11 protein-coding genes and 1 pseudogene are annotated in these 13427 nt (G+C 73.6%); 8 read left to right on the top strand and 4 right to left on the bottom strand.

Features of this window, described 5'->3' with window-relative positions; genetic code table 11:
• The first annotated feature begins 184 nt into the window (after window positions 1-184).
• From lanKC to ACFV57_RS19165, 4 genes are all read left to right on the top strand, one after another.
• Window positions 185-2824 carry a class III lanthionine synthetase LanKC gene (lanKC, locus tag ACFV57_RS19180; protein WP_385233429.1) on the top strand — a complete coding sequence of 880 codons (2640 nt, stop codon included), beginning with the start codon at window positions 185-187 and terminating at the stop codon, window positions 2822-2824.
• A 132-nt stretch (window positions 2825-2956) separates the two neighbouring features.
• Complete coding sequence (locus tag ACFV57_RS19175) at window positions 2957-3073, top strand: SapB/AmfS family lanthipeptide (RefSeq protein ID WP_073761776.1); 117 nt, start codon at window positions 2957-2959, stop codon at window positions 3071-3073.
• A gap of 119 nt (window positions 3074-3192) precedes the next feature.
• Window positions 3193-4899: an ABC transporter transmembrane domain-containing protein gene (locus ACFV57_RS19170; protein ID WP_385233191.1), complete on the top strand. Its 1707-nt coding sequence runs from the start codon at window positions 3193-3195 to the stop codon at window positions 4897-4899.
• Window positions 4892-6829 (top strand): ATP-binding cassette domain-containing protein, encoded by a 1938-nt coding sequence (locus ACFV57_RS19165; RefSeq protein WP_385233188.1) that lies wholly within the window; start codon window positions 4892-4894, stop codon window positions 6827-6829. The genes ACFV57_RS19170 and ACFV57_RS19165 overlap by 8 nt, the downstream gene beginning before the upstream one ends.
• Here ACFV57_RS19165 and ACFV57_RS19160 read toward each other — a convergent pair.
• A pseudogene (locus tag ACFV57_RS19160) lies at window positions 6755-7345 on the bottom strand (DNA-binding response regulator); the annotation flags it as partial. The gene ACFV57_RS19165 and the pseudogene ACFV57_RS19160 overlap by 75 nt on opposite strands.
• 121 nt (window positions 7346-7466) lie before the next feature.
• Window positions 7467-8099, bottom strand: a complete 633-nt coding sequence (locus ACFV57_RS19155; RefSeq protein WP_385233185.1) for a TetR family transcriptional regulator — start codon at window positions 8097-8099, stop codon at window positions 7467-7469.
• Window positions 8100-8395: 296 nt separating this feature from the next.
• Between ACFV57_RS19155 and ACFV57_RS19150 the strand changes: the two genes are divergently transcribed.
• From ACFV57_RS19150 to ACFV57_RS19140, 3 genes are all read left to right on the top strand, one after another.
• Window positions 8396-9766, top strand: coding sequence for a glycosyltransferase family 4 protein (locus ACFV57_RS19150; protein WP_385233182.1), 1371 nt, complete (start codon window positions 8396-8398; stop codon window positions 9764-9766).
• Between the two features lie 88 nt (window positions 9767-9854).
• Window positions 9855-10661 (top strand): methyltransferase domain-containing protein, encoded by an 807-nt coding sequence (locus ACFV57_RS19145; protein WP_385233179.1) that lies wholly within the window; start codon window positions 9855-9857, stop codon window positions 10659-10661.
• On the top strand, window positions 10658-11728 hold the full coding sequence (locus ACFV57_RS19140) for a prenyltransferase (RefSeq protein WP_385233177.1): 1071 nt from the start codon (window positions 10658-10660) through the stop codon (window positions 11726-11728). Before ACFV57_RS19145 ends, ACFV57_RS19140 begins: the two co-directional genes overlap by 4 nt.
• A 16-nt stretch (window positions 11729-11744) precedes the next feature.
• On the opposite strand, the gene ACFV57_RS19135 is transcribed toward ACFV57_RS19140, so the two are convergent.
• Entirely contained in the window at window positions 11745-12044 is a 300-nt protein-coding gene (locus ACFV57_RS19135) for a hypothetical protein (protein WP_385233174.1), read from the bottom strand.
• 119 nt (window positions 12045-12163) lie between these two features.
• On the opposite strand from ACFV57_RS19135, the gene ACFV57_RS19130 reads away from it, so the two are divergent.
• Window positions 12164-12958, top strand: a complete 795-nt coding sequence (locus tag ACFV57_RS19130) for a maleylpyruvate isomerase family mycothiol-dependent enzyme (RefSeq protein WP_385233426.1) — start codon at window positions 12164-12166, stop codon at window positions 12956-12958.
• 51 nt (window positions 12959-13009) lie between these two features.
• On the opposite strand, the gene ACFV57_RS19125 is transcribed toward ACFV57_RS19130, so the two are convergent.
• The gene (locus ACFV57_RS19125) at window positions 13010-13372 is read right to left on the bottom strand and encodes a helix-turn-helix domain-containing protein (protein WP_385233172.1); all 363 of its coding nucleotides are present in this window, start codon (window positions 13370-13372) and stop codon (window positions 13010-13012) included.
• Between the last annotated feature and the right edge of the window lie 55 nt (window positions 13373-13427).

The following is a 13427-nucleotide window of genomic DNA, read 5'->3' as shown; positions in this document are numbered from 1 at the left end:
AGCGGCTTCCGGCCACCGGAGCCCACGGGCGTTCCCGCTGGGCGGTACGGGTGCGAGGCCCGCGCCCACCGGTACGTACCGTCAGTAACCCGTGAACTTCTCACGGCGACCTCGTGACATCTGCGACTGTTAACGCCCCTCGGCGGCGTGGAAATCTCTGTGCCACGCCGCCGAGGGGGAGATGATGGACAAGCGGTACGAGGTTTACTGTCTCGCCGACAGATTCTTCTACGAGACCCCGGACCGTCTGTCCGCCGGGACCGGAGCCGCGTCGGAACGCGGCCCCCTGTACGAGGCGGCGCAACGCGCAGTCCCCGAAGGGTGGCGCTGTTTCCTCTCCGGGGACTGGCTTCACGTCAATCCGGTCGACGCCGAGGGACAGCCGCGACCCGGACTGCCCGCGCAGGGCTGGAAGATCCACGTCTCGGCCTGTACGGACAACGCCGAGAAGATGGCCTCCCAGGTCTGGGACTACTGCGTCGCGCGGCTGATCCCGTTCAAGTTCGTGCCGGGCCCGCGCCCGCTGCACCTGCGCAACTCCAAGTACGCCGACCGCGGTTCGAGCGGCAAGTTCGCCACCATCTACCCGTCGGACGAGCAGGCGCTGCACACCATCCTGCGGGAGCTGGGCGCGCTGCTGGCCGGCGAGCAGGGCCCGTACATCCTCAGCGACCTGCGCTGGCAGGACGGCCCGCTCTACGTGCGGTACGGCGGATTCGCCCGGCGCTACTGCGTCGACGAGCACGGCAACCTGGTCGGCGCGATCGAGAACGCCGAAGGGAAGCTGGTCCCCGACCGGCGCGAGCCGAGATTCCGGCCGCCGGAGTGGGTGACGCTGCCGGACTTCCTCGCCCCGCAGCTCGCCGCCCGCAACTCCACCACCGTCGCCGACCTGCCGTACCAGATCGAGTCGGCGCTGCACTTCTCCAACGGCGGCGGCGTCTACCTGGGCCGCGACCGGCGCACCGGCGACAAGGTGGTGCTCAAGGAAGCCCGCCCGCACGCCGGCCTGGCCGCCGACCGCGCCGACGCCGTCACCCGCCTGGAACGCGAACGGGCCGCCCTGGAGAAGCTGTCCGGGCTCGGTGTCGCCCCCGAGGTCCGTGACTGGTTCACTCTGGACGACCACCGCTTCCTGGTCATGGACTTCCTTGAGGGGCGCACCCTCAACTCCTTCTTCGCCGAACGGCACCCGCTGATCGGGACCGCGCCGGAGCCGTCCGCGCTGGCCGACTACACGCGGTGGGCGCTGGGCGTCCACGCCGCCGTCGAGGACGTGGTGGCCGCCGTGCACCGCCGCGGCGTGGTCTTCAACGACCTGCACATGTTCAACATCATGGTCGCGCCCGACGAGAAGGGCGTGAAACTCCTGGACTTCGAGGCCGCGGCGGAGGCCGGCGAGGCGCAGCGGCAGACGCTGGCACACCCCGGCTTCATCGCCCCGGCCGACCGCACCGGCTTCGAGGTGGACCGTTACGCGCTCGCCTGCCTGCGGCTCGCGCTGTTCCTGCCGATGACCACCCTGCTGGTGATCGACCGGGACAAGGCCGCGCACCTCGCCGAGATCGTGGCGCACGAGTTCCCTGACGTACCGGCCGAGTTCCTCGCCGAAGCGGTGGAGGTCATCCAGGGGACACCGGAAGTACGGCCGCAGGAGGCCCCGGCCGCCCCCGCGCAGGCCCCCTCGGCGAAGCGCCGCCACGCACCCGCGCCCTACCTCCCCGCCGAACCCGCCGACTGGCCGCACTGCCGTGACTCGATGGTCCGCGGCATCCTCGCCTCGGCCACCCCCGAACGCACCGACCGGCTCTTCCCCGGCGACATCGCCCAGTTCACCGACGGCGGCGGGCTGGGCATCGCGTACGGCGCCGCGGGCGTCCTGCACGCACTCGCCGAGACCGGTGCCGGGAGGTACGGGGAAGGCGAGGAGTGGTTGTTGCGGCAGACCGCCCCGCCTCCTCCCGGCACCTCGCTCGGCTTCTACGACGGACTGGCCGGCGTCGCCTGCGTACTGGACCGGCTGGGCCACGCCGAGCGGGCCATGGAGCTGATGGAGCGGGTCCTCGCCGAGAAGTGGCACCGCCTCGCCCCCGACCTGCACGGCGGCCTGGCCGGCGTCGGCCTGGCACTCGACCACCTCGCACGCACCCGCGGCGAGCGCGAACTGCGCGACCGGGCCCTGGAGGCCGCCGGACACACCGCCGACCGGCTCGACGCCTGCGGAAAGCGGGCCGGGCTGCTGCGCGGCGCCAGCGGACCCGCGCTGCTCTTCCTGCGGCTGTACGAGAGCACCGGCGACCCGGGCCTGCTCGACCTCGCGGCCGAGGCCCTCCGCCGCGACCTGGCGCGCTGCGTACGGAACAAGAACGGCACCCTGGTCGTGGACGAGGGCTGGCGGACACTGCCGTACCTCGGCGGCGGCAGCGTCGGCATCGCGACGGTGCTCGACGACTACCTGGCGCACCGCTCGGACGAGGAGTTCCAGGAGGCCCGCACCGCCATCCTGCCCGCCGCCAGGTCCCGCTTCTACGCGCAGCCCGGCCTTTTCCGCGGCCGTGCGGGATGCGTGCTGCACCTGGCGCGTACCACCACCCCGGGCGCCGACCTCGACGGCGAACTGGCGGCCCAGATCTCCTATCTGAGCTGGTACGCCATGCCGTACCAGAAGCACCTGGCCTTCCCGGGCGACCAGATGATGCGCCTGTCGATGGACCTGGCGACCGGGACGGCGGGCTGCCTGCTGGCCCTCGGCGCCGCGCTGCACGACCGGCCCGTCCAGTTGCCCTTCCTCCCGCCGCCCTCCCCGGAGATCCGGCGGCCCTGAAGCCGGCCCCGGCCGCCGTGCCGGAGCCGTACCACCGGGTGCTCCGGGGAGACCCGCCACCCGGCACAGCAGCACCACCTGCAACACAGCACAACCAGCACGACAACGTCCCCATAGTGAGAGGAAAGTGTCATGGCGCTTCTCGACCTGCAGGCGATGGACGCTCCGGAGCACGGCGGCGGCGGTGGCGGCAGCGAGGCCAGCCTCCTGCTCTGCTGGAGTGACGCCAGCATCGTCCTGTGTCTCTGATCGGACCGATCGGAGAGCTCTGCCGGAATGCCTGAACCGGTAGACCAGATCCGGGAGTTGTGATCCGGACGTGCGTGCGGCCCCTGCGCGGGCCGCACGCACACCCCGTTGGAGAGGCTGTGACCGTGACCCCCGCCGACCGGCTGCTGGGCGGCGCCCTGCGCCACAGTGCCCTGCGTGCCACCGCGCTCCTGCTGCTCACCGTCACCTCGGCCGGCCTCGGCCTGGCCCTCCCCGCCGCCCTCGGCCACACCCTCGACCTGCTGCTGGAACACCGGCCCGCGGCGGGCTGGCTCACCGTCTGCGCGGCCCTGACCGGCCTGATCGTCCTGCTGGACGCCCTCGACGGGCTCCTCACCGGCACCACCGACGCCCGCGGCACCGCCTGGGTACGGCGGCGCCTGACCCACCACCTCCTCGCCGCCGGGCCGCGCGCCACCGAGCGGTACGGCACCGGCGACCTGGTCACCCGCGTCGTCGGCAACGCCACCCACGCCGGTACCGCCCCCACCGCCCTGGCCGCCTCGCTCGCCGCCGTCGTCACACCGGTCGGCGCGCTCGTCGCGCTGGTGTACGTGGATGTGTGGACCGCCGCCGCCTTCCTCCTGGGCATGCCGCTGCTGGCCCTCCTGCTGCGTGCCTTCGCGCGCGACACCGGCGACTGCGTGGGGCGCTACCAGGAGAGCCAGGGCGACATGGCCGGCCGGCTCGTCGAGGCGGTCGGCGGCGCCCGCACCATCACCGCCGCGGGCACCCAGCGCCGCGAGGCCGCCCGCATCCTCGCCCCGCTGCCCGGCCTCGCCGCGCACGGCCACCGCATGTGGCACGTCCTGGGACGCTCGACGGCCCAGGCCGCCATGCTCGTACCGCTGCTCCAGATCGCCGTGCTGTGCGTCGCCGGAATCCGGCTGTCGCAGGGCGCGCTGACCGTCGGCGCGCTGCTCGCCGCGTCCCGGTACGCGGCGCTGGCCACCGGGGTCGGCCAGGTCGTCGGCCGGCTCAACAGCCTGGTGCACGCCCGCGCCGCCGCCCGGCGCATCGCCGAGGCCCTGGAGATACCGGCGATGCCCTACGGGCGGCGGCAGCTCGGCTCGGGCAACGGCACGCTGAAGCTGCACGGCGTCACCGTGCGGCGCGGTGACCGCCCCGTGCTGCGCGGCCTGGACCTGACCGTGCCCGGCGGCTCCTCGGTCGCCGTCGTCGGCCGCTCCGGCACCGGCAAGTCCGTGCTGGCCGCGGTCGCCGGACGGCTGGCCGACCCGGACTCCGGCATGATCACCCTCGATGACGTACCGCTGCCCGACCTGTCGCACGACGCCCTGCGCCGCGCGGTCGGCTACGCCTTCGAACGCCCGGCGGTCCTCGGCGCCACCCTCCGCGACACCCTGGCCCTCGGCTCGTACGCACCCGGGCACAAGGACATCGAGGCCGCCGCAGAGGCCGCCTGCGCCGCGCCCTTCATCCACCGCCTGCCCGACGGCTACGCGACGCCGTGCGCGGACGCGCCGCTGTCCGGCGGTGAGACCCAGCGGCTCGGCCTGGCACGGGCGTTCGCGCACGCCGAGCGGCTGCTCGTCCTCGACGACGCCACGTCCAGCCTGGACACCGTCACCGAACTGAACGTCACCCGCGCCCTGCTGCGCGACGTGCGGGCCGCCACCCGCATCGTCGTCGCGCACCGCGCCGCCACCGCCGCCCGCGCCGACCTGGTCGCCTGGCTCGACGACGGGCGGATTCGCGCCCTTGCGCCGCACGCCGAGCTGTGGCAGCTGCCCGATTACCGGGCGCTGTTCGCCACGGTCCCGAAGGAGGCCGCGCATGTCTGAAGCCGTTCCGGCCGCCGCACGGCGGCGGGGAACCGTCCCCGGGGAAGCGCTGCGGCGCTCCGGCCCGCGTTTCCTCAAGCGGCGGCGCCGGGTCCTGGGCCGGCTCGCGGGCTGGTCACTGGTCGAGTCCGGGCAGACCTTCCTGTTCGGATACGCGCTCGCGCACGCCCTCGACGACGGCTTCCTGCGCGGCTCCCCGGTCGTCGGCGTCGCCTGGCTGGCCGCCGCCGCGCTCTGCGTCGGCGCCGGCGCGTACGGGACCGCGCGGGTCTACGGGGCCGTGGCCGACCTGGTGGAACCGCTGCGCGACGCCCTGGTGCGCAAGGTCGTCGCCCGCGGGCTGTACGCCCCCGACGGCGCGGCGGTCTCCCGGCTGACCCACCAGGTGGAGATCGCCCGGGACACCTTCGCCGGACTGGTGCTGGTGTCCCGCTCGTTCGTCTTCGTCACCGCCGGGGCGCTGGCCGGGCTGTGCTCGCTCGCCCCCGTACTCCTGCTGCTGGTCCTGCCGCCGCTGCTGCTCGGCCTGGCACTGTTCGCCGGGGCGCTGCGGCCGATGGCCCGCCGGCAGGAGGCGTTCCTCACGGCCGACGAGGCCCTCGCCGAGGAGACCGGCGCGGCGGTCGGCGGGCTGCGCGACATCACCGCGGCCGGTGCGGAGCGGACCGTGGCCGACGCGGCGGGTGAGCGGTTCGACGCCGAACAGCAGGCGTCGCGTGCCCTGGCCCGCTGGAGCGTGTGCCGGGTGCTCGCCCTCGGGATCAGCGGGCGGCTGCCCATCGTCCTGTTGCTGGTCGCCGCGCCCTGGCTGCTCGGCCGCGGGGTGACGCCCGGCGCGCTGGTGGGCGCGCTCGCGTATCTCACGCAGTCGCTGCTGCCCGCGCTCCAGAGCCTGATGCACGGCCTGGGCACGGCCGGTACCCGCCTGGGCGTGGTGCTGCGCCGCCTCACCGCCGAGCCGGTGGCCGCGCCGGTGCACGCCCGGCCGCACAGCGCGCCCCGCGCCGGGCGCGCCGTCGAACTGACCGGCGTGACCTTCGCGTACGGCCCGCACGCCGACCCGGTCGTCCGCGGCCTGGACCTGACCGTGCCGGTGGGCGGGCACCTGGCCGTCGTGGGCCCGAGCGGCATCGGCAAGTCCACCCTCGCCGGGCTGGTCGCGGGCCTGCTGGAGCCCGACAGCGGCGAGGTCCGGCGGCCCGCCGCCGCGGACCGGGTGCTCGTGCCGCAGGAGGCGTACGTCTTCTCCGGCTCCGTACGGGAGAACCTGCTCTACCTGTGCCCCGGCGACCGGGGCACGGACACGGACATCGCGGCCGCCGCCGAGGCGGTCGGCGCCGACGCGCTGCTGGCGCGGCTGGGCGGGCCGGACGCCGCGCTCGCCCCCGACGGGCTGTCCGCGGGGGAGCGCCAGCTGATCGCCCTGGTCCGCGCCTACCTCGCGCCCGCGCCGCTGGTCGTCCTCGACGAGGCGACGTGCCACCTCGACCCGGCGGCCGAGGCCCGCGCCGAACGCGCCTTCGCGGCCCGCCCCGGCGGCTCGCTGATCGTCGTCGCGCACCGCATCAGTTCGGCGCTGCGGGCCGACCGGGTGCTGGTGATGGACGGTACGCACGCCCGGACGGGCCGGCACGGCGACCTGCTGCGGCGGTCGGCGCTCTACCGCGAACTGACGGGTGGCTGGGCGCACGAGGGGTGGGAGGCGCAGGAGGCCGGCACTTCTTCGGCGGACCCCGTGGCGTCGGCTGCCGCGGCCCCGGCCGTCCCGCCGCTAGAGCCAGCCCTCCCCGCGCGAGATGCGGATGGCGTCGACGCGGTTGCGGGCCCCCGTCTTGCGGGTGATGGCGGACATGTAGTTGCGCACGGTCCCGGTCGACAGATGCAGGACGCCGGCGATCTCGGAGACCGAGGAGCCCTCGGCGGCCAGTGACAGCACGCTCAGCTCGCGGCGGGTCAGCGGAATGTCGGCGGCCTGGAGGAAACCGAAGCCCAGCGAACCGTCGATGAACCGTTTCCCCGCCGCCACCTGCCGTATTCCGGTGGTCAGCTGCACCGGTGAGGCTTCCTTGTCGACGTATCCGAGGGCGTTCGCCTCGAAGGCCCGGCGCAGTGGACCGGGACGGTGCGCCGAGCCGAGCACCAGCAGCGCCGGGGTTTTCCCCGGGCCTTTCGCTTTCCCCAGTCTGGATAACTTGCGCAGTATCCCCTGGCCGGTGGGTTCCGGACTCTCCGCGTCCACGACGCAGACGTCGGGGCGTACGGCCCGTACCCGTTCCGCCGCGTCACGGGTGGTGGCGGCGGCGACGTCGATGTCGTTCTCCCGGTCGAGCACTTCCGTCAACGCCCATCGGAACAGACAGATGTCGTGAACGAGTAACACCCGGATCACTGCAGTCCCCCTCCAGACCCCCGTGTACCGGCACCTTTGCGAGTACCCGGAATTCATACCGGCAATGCCGCTGTCATGGACCCGGGAAACTGGCCAAGCGGATGCGTGGGGGCGCGCGTTGGGGTTGCGCGCGCCCCGAATGCGCCATGTCAGGGGTTACCCGTTCGTAGCCTTCACGTCAGGCGCGCGGTCCGGGTGCGGTGAGGTCGATGAGCCGGCAGACGGTCTCGATGTCGATCTTCACCTGGGCGATCGAGGCGCGCCCGGACAGCCAGGTGATCAGCGCCGAGTGCCAGGTGTGCTCGATGACCCGGACGGCGGACAGCTGCTCCGGCGTCGGCGCGCCGTCCAGCCCCATCGCGTCCAGGATGATCGTCGTGGTGAGCCGGGAGACGGTGTCCACCTCCGGGCTCACCGAGCGGTCGGCGAACGTCAGGGCGCGCACCATGGCGTCCGCCAGGTGCGGTTCGCGCTGCAGCGCCCGGAAGGCCCGCATCAGCGTCTGCGCGACCCGCGCGCCGGGCTCCCGCTCCGTCGGCGGGCGCTTGCGCAGCGTCTCGTGCAGATGCTGCAACTGGTCCTGCATGGTCGCCACGAGCAGGTGCACCTTGGACGGGAAGTACCGGTAGAGGGTGCCGAGCGCCACGTCGGACGACTCGGCCACCTCGCGCATCTGCACGGCGTCGAACCCGCCGCGGCTGGCCAGCCGGGCGCTGGCGTGCAGGATGCGGCGGCGGCGGGCCTCCTGACGCGCGGTCAGGGGAGGACTGGCGGGAAGCGCCGCTCCGGCCGCTGTGGAGTCCGTAGTCATATATCCCATTCCGTGACAGTCCGTCCGCGGTGCGACGCGTACCGGTCATGCGATCGGCACAGCATGGCAGGGGCGCGGGTGGTGGCGCGAATCACCTGGTGCGGCTCCATTCGACGGGTTCCGGGCCGGTAGATTCGAAGCTCCTTGAACTGATCAGTAGCCTGCCGGCCGCGGTGGCCCGCACGGGTGCCGCGAGCCGGTCGCCGGCCGGTCGCGGCCGATCCGTACTGAAACTTGTTCTAGATTAGCGCCAGCGGTTACGCTCCGGCGAAAGTCCAGCGAGAAGGGGGCCGAGAGTGTCCGCCGAGGCCGTCCAGGCAGCCGCGCCGCACCCCGCCGAGGCCCCCGCCGCCTCCGCAGGGCCGGACGGCGACCGCCCCCTGCGCATCGCCCTGCTGACCTACAAGGGCAACCCGTTCTGCGGCGGCCAGGGCGTCTACGTACGCCACCTCTCCCGCGAGCTGGCCCGCCTCGGCCACCGCGTCGAAGTGATCGGCGCCCAGCCGTACCCGGTCCTCGACGAGGGCGTCACCCTCACCGAACTGCCCAGCCTCGACCTCTACCGGCAGCCCGACCCGTTCCGCACGCCGGGGCGCGGCGAGTACCGGGACTGGATCGACGCCGTCGAGGTCGGCACGATGTGGACCGGCGGCTTCCCCGAACCGCTCACCTTCTCCCTGCGCGCCCGCCGCCACCTCGCCGCCCGCCGCGGCGACTTCGACGTCGTGCACGACAACCAGACCCTCGGTTACGGCCTGCTCGGCGGCCTCGGCGCCCCCCTGGTCACCACCATCCACCACCCCATCACCGTCGACCGGCAGCTCGACCTGGACGCCGCGGCGGGCTGGAAGCGGCGCGCGTCGGTGCGCCGCTGGTACGGCTTCACCCGGATGCAAAAGCGCGTCGCCCGCCGCCTGCCGTCGGTGCTGACCGTCTCCGGCTCCTCCCGCCAGGAGATCGTCGACCACCTCGGCGTGCCGGACGGCCGTATCCACGTCGTGCACATCGGCGCCGACACCGACCTCTTCTCGCCCGACCCGGCCGTCCCCGAGATCCCCGGCCGCATCGTCACCACCTCCAGCGCCGACGTGCCGCTGAAGGGCCTCGTCCACCTCGTCGAAGCGCTGGCCGAGGTCCGTGCCGGCAACCCGCGGGCCCACCTGGTGGTCGTCGGCAAGCGCGCCGACGACGGCCCGGTGGCCGCCGCCATCGCCCGGCACGGCCTCGGCGACGCCATCGAGTTCGTCAAGGGCATCAGCGACGCCGAACTCGTCGACCTGGTCCGCGGCGCCCAGATCGCCTGCGTCCCCTCCCTCTACGAAGGCTTCTCGCTGCCCGCCGCCGAAGCCATGGCCACCGGTACGCCGCTGCTGGCCACCACCGGCGGCGCCATCCCCGAGGTCTCCGGGCCGGACGGCGAGACCTGCCTGTCCGTACCGCCGGGCGACGCCGGCGCGCTGGCCGCCGGACTGACCCGGCTGCTGGACGACGACGCCCTGCGCCGCCGCCTCGGCGCCGCCGGACGCGAACGCGTCCTCGCCCGCTTCACCTGGCGCCAGGCCGCCATCGGCACCGCCGAACGCTACCGGGAGGCCATCGCCCTCCAGACCGCGCGCACCCGCGGCGCCGCGACCGCCACCGCCCCGTCCCCGGCCGGCCGCGCCTGATGCGGCCCGGCCGGGCACCGACCACCACCGCCATGACCCACCGCCGCCGGCCCTAGGCGCGGACCCCCAGGACGAAAGCAGAGAGCCCTTGCTGACCGTCGACTTTTCCCGATTCCCGCTCGCGCAGGGCGACCGCGTCCTCGACCTGGGCTGCGGCGCGGGCCGGCACGCCTTCGAGTGCTACCGGCGCGGCGCGCAGGTCGTGGCGCTCGACCGGAACGCCGAGGAGATCCGCGAGGTCGCCAAGTGGTTCGCCGCCATGGAGGAGGCCGGCGAGGCCCCGGCGGGCGCCACCGCCACCGCCATGGAGGGCGACGCGCTGGCCCTGCCCTTCCCCGACGAGAGCTTCGACGTCGTCATCATCTCCGAGGTCATGGAGCACATCCCCGACGACAAGGGCGTGCTCGCCGAGATGGTGCGGGTGCTGCGGCCCGGCGGGCGGATCGCGGTGACCGTGCCGCGCTACGGTCCGGAGAAGGTCTGCTGGGCGCTCAGCGACGAGTACCACGAGGTCGAGGGCGGCCACATCCGCATCTACAAGGCCGACGAACTCCTCGGCAGGATGCGCGAGGCCGGCCTGAAGCCGTACGGCACCCACCACGCGCACGGGCTGCACAGCCCCTACTGGTGGCTCAAGTGCGCCTTCGGTGTCGACAACGACCAGGCGCTGCCGGTCAAGGCGTACCACAAGCTGCTGGTCTGGGACATCATGAAGAAGCCGCTGGCCACACGGATGGCCGAGCAGGTGCTCAACCCGGTCATCGGCAAGAGCTTCGTCGCGTACGCCACCAAGCCGCACCTGCCGGCGCAGGCCGCCGCGGGCGCCGGGGCCGCGACCGGGGCCGCCACCGGTTCCGCCGCCGGGGCCGCTGCCGCCGCCGGGGCCGCCAAGTGACGACACCAGGACGTACCGAACGCCTGGTCCTGCCCGGAGTGCTGACCGCGGAACAGGCGGCCCGCACCGTCGCCGGCATCCTGGCGACGCAGCGCGAGGACGGCGCGATCCCCTGGTTCCGCGGCCACCACCTCGACCCCTGGGACCACACCGAGGCCGCCATGGCCCTGGACGCGGCCGGCGAGCACGAGCGCGCCGAGGCCGCGTACGCCTGGCTGGTACGGCACCAGAACCCGGACGGCTCCTGGTACGCGGCCTACGCCGACGGGGACGCCGCCGCCCCCACCGACCGCGGCCGCGAGACCAACTTCTGCGCGTACCTCGCCGTCGGCGTCTGGCACCACTTCCTGTCCACCGGCGACGACACCTTCGTGGACCGCATGTGGCCCGCCGTCTACGCGGCCGTCGAATTCGTCCTCGACCTCCAGCAGCCCGGCGGCGAGATCGGCTGGAAGCGCGAGGACGACGGAACCCCCGTCACCGACGCGCTGCTCACCGGCTCCTCCTCCGTCTACCAGGCGCTGCGCTGCGCGCTCGCCCTGGCCGAACAGCGCGAGGAGCCCCAGCCCGACTGGGAACTGGCCCTCGGCCGGCTCGGGCACGCCATCCGGCACCACCCGGAACGCTTCCTCGACAAGGCCCGCTACTCGATGGACTGGTACTACCCGGTCCTCGGCGGCGCCCTGCGCGGCACCGCGGCCAAGGACCGCATCGAGTCCGCCTGGGAGGACTTCGTCGTCCCCGGCCTCGGCGTCCGCTGCGTCCTGCCCAACCCGTGGGTCACCGGCGGCGAGAGCGCCGAACTGGCACTGGCGCTGTGGGCGATGGGCGAGTCCGACCGCGCCGTGCAGATCCTCAAATGGGTCCAGCACCTGCGCGCCGACAACGGCATGTACTGGACCGGGTACGTCTTCGACGACGACGCGGTGTGGCCCGAGGAACAGACGTCCTGGACGGCCGGCTCGATGCTGCTCGCCGTGGCCGCGCTGGGCGGGGACGAGGCGACCACGGCGGTCTTCGGCGGCGAACGCCTGCCGGCGGGGCTCGATCCGGACTGCTGCCGCTGACCGCCCGGGAGGGCGCTCAGTGCTCGATCCGCCGGATACGGGCGGCCAGCGCGTGCCCCACGAACAGGTACACGATCGCCGGCAGCCCGTAGTTCAGCAGTGTCCGCAGCCAGACCGCGTCGAAGGTGAAGAGGTTGTAGGACCAGCCCGCCAGCCACCGCGCCGCCCCCTGGACGAAGTGCACCAGGTCGTTGGCGCGGTTCGCGTCGAGCAGGTACATCACGATCCACAGGCCGAGGATCACGGCCATGATGTCCGCGATGACGGTGACGGCCGTGGCCGCGTGACTGCTTCCGTACCGGTGTCTGCTGGACATGACGGCCGGGTAGCCGCATAAGCCCGGCGTAAACAACTCCCCGCTCTCCGCGTGCCGTTGGCCGCGATATCCGGAGGCATCCACCGCTCCCACCCGTTACTGTGCGCACCATGACGACCATGAACGGAACACTCGACCACGACCGCTACTGTGCCGAAATCCTCGTGGAGGCCGACCGGTTCCGGCGGACCATACGGGGCGCCGACCTGACGGCGCCCGTACCGACCTGCCCGGAATGGACCCTCGAAGACCTCATACGCCACGTCGGCGGCGCGTACCGCTGGGCGGGCGAGACCGTACGCACCCGGGCCACCGAGATGGTGCCCTTCGACGCGGTCCCGGAGCACGCGGGCCCGCCGGACCACGACCCGGCCGCCCTGGACGCCTGGCTGGCCGAGGGCGCCCGGCTGGCCTCCGAGGCGATGCGCGAGGCGGGCCCCGACGCGGCGATCTGGGCCTGGGCGCCGGGACAGCCGTCCGCCTTCTGGCCCCGGCGGATGACCCACGAGACGATCATCCACCGGGCGGACGCGGTCGCCGCGACGGGCGCCGACTTCCCCCTCGACCCGGAGGTCGCCGCCGACACCATCGAGGAGTGGTCGCAGCTGATGTGCCTGATCCCGACCCTCCGGCCCGACCACGCCCTCAACACCCTCCTCGGCACCGACCGCACCCTGCGCCTGCACGCGACCGACACCCCGCCCGGCGCCCCCGCCGACTGGCTCCTCGACTTCACCGGCACCACCCCCGCCTACCGCCACACCCCCGAACCGGCCACCACCACCCTCCAGGGCCCCGCCGCCGACCTCCTCCGCGTGTACTACCGCCGCCTCCCGGTCGACACACCGGGCATCGAGGTCACGGGCGACCGGGCGTTCCTGGACGAGTGGCTGGGGATGGCCGTGTTCGGCTGACCCACCGGCCACGGCGCCCGACCCCCCGGCCGGGCGCCGGGCCTTCGCGCGTCAGGCGGCGTGCGGGACGAAGGACAGTGACACTTCGTCCGAGTCGATGGACAGGTCGAGCTGCGCGTCGAGGGCACCCGCCAGCCGCCGCAGCAACGGCAGCGTCGGCACGGTGCCGCCCCCCTCGATCCGCTCGATCTCGTCCTCACCGAGCCCCGTCCGGCGGGCCAGCTCACCCACCGAAACACCGAGCGCACCGCGCACATCGAACACCGCCTGCCCGAGCGCGATCGCCGCCCCCGCCTCCACGTAGGCGGGGTCGGCCCGGTGCTCGTCCGGCACCTGCCATCGGGTGTGGTATCCGCGGCTCATCCGTGCTCCTCGGACCTCGGGTTCGATCTCCAGGGCGTACGGGGCTTCCATGGCGCGAGGCTAGGGAGGCGGGTGGCCGGACGAATGGGGAAAGGGGGCGGTTCAC

This window comes from Streptomyces sp. NPDC059788 (assembly GCF_042732265.1).
Taxonomy (GTDB): Bacteria; Actinomycetota; Actinomycetes; order Streptomycetales; family Streptomycetaceae; genus Streptomyces.
This window is presented reverse-complemented; position numbering and strand designations above follow the sequence as displayed.